The sequence below is a fragment of the Glycomyces paridis genome, assembly GCF_004912155.1.
Classification (GTDB): Bacteria; Actinomycetota; Actinomycetes; order Mycobacteriales; family Micromonosporaceae; genus Glycomyces; species Glycomyces paridis.
Genome location: NZ_STGX01000004.1, coordinates 254,469 through 261,458, shown reverse-complemented (window position 1 = coordinate 261,458; position 6,990 = coordinate 254,469). Strand labels below are relative to the sequence as shown.

The 6,990-nt window shown below is 72.4% G+C and carries 5 protein-coding genes; 3 read left to right on the top strand and 2 right to left on the bottom strand.

The window, feature by feature from the left end:
- Nucleotides 1–375 precede the first annotated feature (375 nt).
- On the bottom strand, nt 376–1,383 hold the full coding sequence (locus E9998_RS07380; protein WP_136529057.1) for a TetR/AcrR family transcriptional regulator: 1,008 nt from the start codon (nt 1,381–1,383) through the stop codon (nt 376–378).
- A 74-nt stretch (nt 1,384–1,457) separates the two neighbouring features.
- Here E9998_RS07380 and E9998_RS07375 point away from each other — a divergent pair, with 74 nt between their 5' ends.
- Together E9998_RS07375 and E9998_RS07370 are read left to right on the top strand one after the other, a co-directional pair.
- Nucleotides 1,458–2,684 carry an MFS transporter gene (locus E9998_RS07375; RefSeq protein WP_136529056.1) on the top strand — a complete coding sequence of 409 codons (1,227 nt, stop codon included), beginning with the start codon at nt 1,458–1,460 and terminating at the stop codon, nt 2,682–2,684.
- Nucleotides 2,685–2,696: 12 nt separating this feature from the next.
- A complete protein-coding gene (locus E9998_RS07370) occupies nt 2,697–3,086 on the top strand; it encodes a carboxymuconolactone decarboxylase family protein (RefSeq protein WP_136529055.1) in 390 nt (129 codons plus the stop codon).
- Between the two features lie 385 nt (nt 3,087–3,471).
- Here the strand turns inward: E9998_RS07370 and E9998_RS07365 are convergent, their stop codons facing one another.
- On the bottom strand, nt 3,472–4,572 hold the full coding sequence (locus E9998_RS07365; protein ID WP_204745309.1) for a DUF5925 domain-containing protein: 1,101 nt from the start codon (nt 4,570–4,572) through the stop codon (nt 3,472–3,474).
- Nucleotides 4,573–4,831: 259 nt separating this feature from the next.
- On the opposite strand from E9998_RS07365, the gene E9998_RS07360 reads away from it, so the two are divergent.
- Nucleotides 4,832–6,898, top strand: a complete 2,067-nt coding sequence (locus E9998_RS07360) for a bifunctional copper resistance protein CopD/cytochrome c oxidase assembly protein (protein ID WP_158299724.1) — start codon at nt 4,832–4,834, stop codon at nt 6,896–6,898.
- Nucleotides 6,899–6,990 lie beyond the last annotated feature (92 nt).

Below are 6,990 nucleotides of genomic sequence, written 5' to 3'. Positions count from 1 at the left end.
GGGTGTGCGGGGGCGGGAGGGCTCGCGGGGGTGCCTGCGCGCGGGGCCGACACCCCCACCCTGGGTGGGAAGACAAGGTGCGTCGGCCTCTCCATGGTCGTGCGGGGGTCTGACAAGAACCGGATGGCGCGGTGCGGTTTTCACTCGAACGGGTGCGGGTCGGGCGAAGGCCGACGCTCTGACCTGGGCTGGGGCGGCAGGTTCGAGACGACCCGAGTTCGTGCAGCTTCCGTGAACGGCGGGCCCGGCGAAGGCGGTTGGGCGGCGCTGATCCGAGTTCGTACACCTTGCACGGACGGCGAGCCTGGCGCGCGGTCCGTTTTGCGCCGCTGTCGGCGAACCGGGTCCGACGCGGTTCGCTCGGCGGGCGGATGGTCAGTCCGCAAGGAGCTTGAGGACCACCGGGCGCGACACCGTGCCCGCCACGCGCTTGGCGAGCGCGTTCGCGCTGGCGCCGGCGGTGTTGGCGTCGCGGAGCGCCGCGCCGAGCGCGGCCTTCGCGGCCTCGGCCTCGGCCTGGGCGCGGCGCAGCCGCGCAGCCGCGGCCTCGACTTCGTCCGCGCCCGAGTCGACAGGCGTCGCGGTGTGCGCGCCTTCGGCAAGCGCGGCGGCTTCGACCCTGACCGCGTTCGCATTGAAAGAAGTCGAGGCGGGCGCGCCTTCGGCACGCGCGGCCTCCCCGTTTGTGCCCGGTGCCGCAGCACCGGTTTCGTCCGCGTCGCCGACTGCGGCCCGTACTTCCGGTCCAGCGCCCTCCTCATCCGGATCGGTCAATGTGTTGATCGCGTGGGGTGCGGCGACGGCCCTGGCGGCGCCTTCGGCCAGGGGGATGAGGAACGCGCGGATGGCCTCGGCGTCGTCGGCGCGGTCGCCGAGCATGAGTCGGCGCAGCTGCGGGACCAGGTTGATCCAGTTGGGGATGCCGCACAGGGCGAGGGCGAGCAGGGCGCCCTGGAAGGGGCCGTCGGTGCCGAAGCGCTCCGCGACGCCTTCGCGCTTGCGCCGCGAATGGCCTTCGCGCCAGCCGTCGACGTCGTGCGCGTCGTCGCCGCGGTGGAGCGCCTCCCATACGAGCAGGCGCAGCAGTTCGGGGCGTTCGCGGTGGTAGTCGTAGAGGCGGCCGACGAAGTCGCCCGCGCTGTGCGAGCGCCACAGCGGCACCACCGTGTCGGCGAACTCCTGCATGACGTCGACCAGGACCGCGTCGAACAGCTTGTCCTTGCTGCCGAAGATCCCGTAGATGCGCTCCTTGTTGACCCCGGCGGCCTCGGCGATCCGGTCGACGCGGGCGCCCGCGAGGCCGAGCTCGGCGAACTCGCCGCGGGCGGCGCGCATGAGCGCGGACCGGGTCGAGCCCGCGCGTTTGCCCTCGTGCGATCCCATGAGGCCCAGATTACCATCCCAGAAACCAACTATTTGGTTGACAGGGGTGCAGGGCCGCGCCTAGATTTACCGCCATGCCAGCAACCACCACCGCTGAAACCACCCGCTACGTCGCGGCGCAGCCGCACACCCGTCCCGCGCCGGCCTACACGCCGGTCCGGCGCGCCGTCCCCCTCTTCGCCCTCACCGCGCTCCTCGCCACCGGCCAGATGTACACGCCGATCCCCATGTTCACCCACATGGAGGCCTCCTGGAACGTCGGCGTCGGACCGATGACGTGGATCATCAGCGCCTTCGCGTTCGGCTACGCCGGAGGGTTCGTGCTCTTCGGCCCGATGGCCGACCGCTTCGGCCAGAAACGCGTCCTCGTCGCCGGCCTCATCGCCGCCGGAGTGGTCACACTGTTGACCGGTCTGGCGCCGACGCTCGGCACCGCGCTCCCGCTGCGCGTCCTCCAAGGCCTCGCGATCGGCGCGATCCCGCCCGCGATGACCGCCTACGCCACCACCCGCATCGCCCCCGCGCGCCGCGCGGTCGCCGTCACCACCATCATCACCGCGTTCCTCGCCGCCACCGTCATCGCCCAGCTCGCCTCCCAGACCGCCGTCCGCTACGTCGAATGGCGCTGGGTGTTCATCGCCTCGGCCGCCCTCTTCGGACTGGTCGCCCTCGCCGCCTCCCGTGCCATGGCCCCCGACGCCCCCGGCGGCGGCGCGAGCCTCGCCGGCAGCTACGCCGCCATCCCCCGGGTCCTGCGCATCGCCAGGCTCCTGCCGATGCTCGCCGCCGGCGCACTCGCCATGGCCGCCATGGTCGCCGTCTACACCGGCATCGAACTCACCGGGATCGTCACCGGCTCCGGCCCGCTCCTCGCCCTGCGCGCCAGCGCCCTCCCCGTCATGATCGCCCTCCCGTTCCTGGCGATCCCGCTCTCGCGCCTCGCCCGCCCCGACCAGGTCGTGCTCGGCACCGGCGTCGCCGCGCTCGCGATGGTCGCCGCCGCGTTCGCCGGGGAGCACCTGGTCGCGCTCGCGGTCCTCCTGGCCGTGCTCGTCGGCGGCCTCGGCGTCGCCGCGCCGGTGATCACCCAGACCGCGGGCGAACTCGGCGGCGAGCACCGCGCCGCGGCCACCTCCGTGTCGATGTTCAGTTTCTACGTCGGCGCCACGGTCGGCCCGCTGGCGGCGCGGGCCGCCGCCGTCCACGGCTTCCCGGCCCTGGCCTGGACGCTTGCGGTCATGTTGGTCGTTGCAGCAGGATTGGCCCTGTGGGGCAAGAAGATCCAGACCTCACGCGATTAAGGAGGATCGCAGATGGAGCATCCCGACGAACGATTCGAACGCGGACTGAAGGCGTTGCAGCACATCTCCGGGGAGACCGATCCCACCGTGGTCTCCTCGCTCGCCGACATCGCCCCGGACCTGGGGCGGTACATCGCCGAGTTCGCCTACGGGGACGTCTACTCAGGTCCCGCACTGGAGCCGCGCGACCGCCAGCTCGTCACCCTCGGAGCGCTCGCCGCGCTGGGCAACGCCGCCCCGCAGCTGCGCTTCCACATCAACGGGGCCCTCAACGCCGGATGCACCCGGGCCGAGATCGTCGAGGCGCTCACCCAGATCGCCGTCTACGCCGGCTTCCCGGCCGCCATCAACGCGATCGGGCACGCCAGGGCCGTCTTCGACGAACGCGACGCCGAGGCCTGAGCCGCGCCGGAGGGCGGGCGCCCTCACCACGCCCGCCCTCCGGCGCGGCCGCTTACGCCGGTGGCTTCGCCAGGTGCGCTTGGAGATACGAGACCGACGGCCACCGGAGCGGCGGTGATCGCGAGCGTCCCGGCACCCGAAGGGCGGACCAGGACGTACAGCGCCAGCATCGCCACCGCGGTCGTGAGCAGGGCGATCAGCGGTCCAGGGCGAAGCATCGCGCGCATCGGGACGTCACCTCAAGGGGTCGAAGGCGGTCCCGACGAGTATTCCACGCGGCCCAAGGCAGGGGGAACCGCAAGGGACGCAATCGAACACCCGGAGACGAAGCGGCCGCCCGCCTGAGAGGCGGACGGCGGTCGCTTCGTGCGTTGCGTTGCGGCGCTTAGAGGTACTGGCCGATCTGCTGATGAGGGATGGTCGACTCGGTCGTGGTCGGGTCGTTGCCGGTGCGGCGGGCGTAGAGCTCGGCGAGCGTCATCGGCTCGCGGACGCTCGCACCGCCGAGCCAGTCGGCCGACTCCAGAGGAGAGAGCGCGCCGACCTCGATCTGGGCGAGGCACCGGCCCGGGCGCACCACCGCGGGGTGGAGGCGGTCCAGCCGCTCGTTCGTGGTGATCGCGACCATGATCTCCCGGCCCTGCCCCAGCAGGCCGTCGGTGAGGTTGAGCAGACGCGCGAGCGACTGCCCCGAGGCCTCCTTAGCCTCGCCGCGGATGAGCTCGTCGCAGTCCTCGAGGACCATGAGCCGCCAATGGGCGCGCCGCGACTCGCCCTCCTCCAGGTCCACGTCCAGCGCCAGGTCCATCTCGGACCCGATGATGACCTCCATGAGGTAGGACGGGTCCGAGAAGAACGCCTCCGGGTCCAGGACCGTGTCCACCTGGCACCACGGCGCCCACTCGCGCGCCAGCGCCCGCAGGGCCGTGGTCTTGCCCGTGCCCGGCGGGCCGTGGAGCAGGACCAGGCGCCCGGCCACGTCAGAGGAACGCGTCGCCATGAGCTTGCCGAGCGCCGCACCGGAGTTCGAGGAGTAGTTCCGTTCGATCTCGGGCCAGCGGGGCGCGCTGATCGACCGGGTGGAGCGGAACGGGCCCCGCGCCGACCGGTACCAGAAACCCATGTCGACCTTGTCCTCACCGGACTCCTCGACCGAACCGGTCCGCTCGGCCACGAACGCCGCGACCGCCTCGGCCCGCTCCCTCGTGTCGGCGGTCACCACCGCCTGGCCGGAGCCGTCGCGCCAGCGCTGCGTCCGCAGCGTCCAGCCCTCGCCGGTCACCAGTTGCAGAAAAGAGGCCCCGGAAATCGACCGAACGAGTGAACCGCCCTCGGGAATGAGGTCGGCGTCCTCGGCCACCAGGTCGAGCGCCCGGACCACCGCGTGCGGCTGCTCGCCGCTCGCATAGGCGCCCAGCGCCATGAGGTTGAGCACGTTGGACGGGTCGTCGGAGCCGTCCAGCGTGAACTGCACATTGCCGAGCACGCCTCCGCCTCCTTGGAGCAGGTTCATGATCTCACCGCGTCTTTCGATGATTCCCATCGCGATCCACCAGAGGAAACTACGGCTCCGCAGGCGTCGCCGTGACTGCCAATGTACGACTCCGCGAGCGGCGCTCAGTGATCGTGCCTTATGACACCGACATGACTGGAGGGCGCCCGCCGGGCGCGCCTGGGAGTTGCCGGAGATAACTGGACCCCACCCGGTGGGGCGTGAGCTGGAACAATCAGCCATGCTGGGTTACGTGACCGCATCGACCGAGACCAGCCAAAACACCGCCGCTACCATACCCGGCGGCCGTGCGGGGTCCCGAAGCGGGCCGAGCGCGGGCACGCCGCCGCGCCGACGCGGCCGCAAGGCGCTCGCGCTGGCCGCCGCGGTCCTCGCCGGGCTCGTCGCGGCCGTCCTCGCCCTCGACCTCGGCGGCGCGGTCGACGTCGAGGCGCTCCCCGGTCTCACCGCCCCCGACCCCGCGGTCACGTGGGCAGCCGGGCTCGTCAAGTACGCCGCCGACCTCGCGATGCTCGCCGCCGTCGGCTGCACGATCGCCGCCGCCTGCTTCCTGCCGGGCCGCGCTGGGGCGCGCTCGCGCCTGACCGGCCAGTCGTGGCGGTGGCTGCGCGTGGGCGCCGGCGCCGCGGGCGTGTGGGCGGCCGTGGTGCTCGTCAGCCTCCCGATCGAGGTCGCGAACCTCAACGCGGTGCCGCTCGACCGGGTCCACCCGGCCGACGTGTGGTTCTACGTGACCGAGTTCGAGCAGGGCAAGGCCCTCGGCCTCACGCTCGTGCTCGCCGCCGCGGCGGCCGTGTGCGCCGCCCGCGCGTTCACGATCCCCGGCGCCGCCGCCGCTGCCGCCTTCGCGGTCGGTGCGGCCGTCCCGCCGATCTTCACCGGGCACTCGGCGTCCAACGGCAACCACCAGATTGCCGTCGACGGGCTCCTCATCCACGTGCTCGCCGCCGCGTTCTGGGCCGGTGGCCTCCTCGCGCTGTTCATCGCCCGCCGCGACCCGGCCGTGGCCGCCCGCCGGTACTCGTTCGCCGCGGCCCTCGCCTACCCGGCCGTGGGCGTCACGGGCCTCATCGTGTTCGGGGCCAACGTCGCCCTCACCGACCTGTGGACGACCGCGTACGGGCGCATCGCCCTCGCCAAGCTCGCCCTCCTCGCCCTCGGCGGCGTGCTCGGCTGGGCCCACCGCCGCCGCACCCTCCCCGACGTCGCGGCGGGGGACCGCCGGGCGTTCAATCGCCTCGCCGCCGTCGAACTCGCCCTCATGGCCGCCGCTTTCGGCCTCGCGTCCTCTCTGTCGGTCACGCCCCCGCCCGCCGAGGCGCTCCCCGACCCCAACACCGCGCTCCTCGGCTTCCCCACCCCCGAGGCCGTCTCGGCCGCCGCGATCGCCTTCGACTGGTACCCCTCGGTCCTGTTCTGCGCCATCGCGACCGTCCTCACCGGCTTCTACTTCGCCGGCGTCGCCCGCCTGCGTCGCCGCGGCGACGCCTGGCCCTGGTACCGTACGGCCCTGTGGATCGCCGGATGGGCCGTCGTCGTCGTCACGACCTCCAGCGGCCTCGGCCGCTACGGCATGGTCCTGTTCAGCGCGCACATGGTGCAGCACATGGCGCTCAACATGCTCGCGCCGATCCTCCTCGTCCTCGCCGCGCCCATGACGCTCGCGCTGCGCGCCCTGCCGCCCGACCGCGCCGGCGGCCCCCGCGAATGGCTCCTCGCCGCCGTCCACAGCCGCTGGTCCCGGTTCGTCTCCCGGCCGCTCATCACCCTCGCCGTCTACCTGACGAGCCTGTACCTCATGTACTTCACCGGCATGTTCGAGTGGGCGATGCGCTCGCACTTCGGGCACCTGTTCATGACCGCGCACTTCCTCGCCGCCGGATGCCTCTTCTTCTGGGTCGTCATCGGACCCGACCCGAAGCCGCGCCCCCTCACCTACCCCGCGAAGGTGCTCCTCTACTTCGTCACCATCGTCTTCCACGCCATCTTCGGCCTCACTCTCATGATGGGCACCGGCCTCCTCGCCGAAGGCTGGTACACCCAGATCGCCGTCCCCTCGGTCGGCGACCTCCTCGCCGACCAGCGCGCCGGCGGCGACATCGCCTGGGCCTTCGGCGAGATCCCCAGCCTCATCATCATCGGCGTGCTCATCGCCCAATGGGCCCGCTCCGAGGAGCGCGAAGGCCGCCGCCTCGACCGCATGGCCGAACGCGCCACCGCCACCGGCCACCCCGAGGACGACCCCCACGAGGTCTACAACGCCTACCTCGCCTCGCTCGACCAGGAACGGCCCCGGTAACGGCCCCGGCGACGACAGATCAGCGGGCCTTCCTCGGGCCGCCCGACCCCGTCGAACGACCGTTGCGCCCCACCGGCCCCGACCGTATCGTC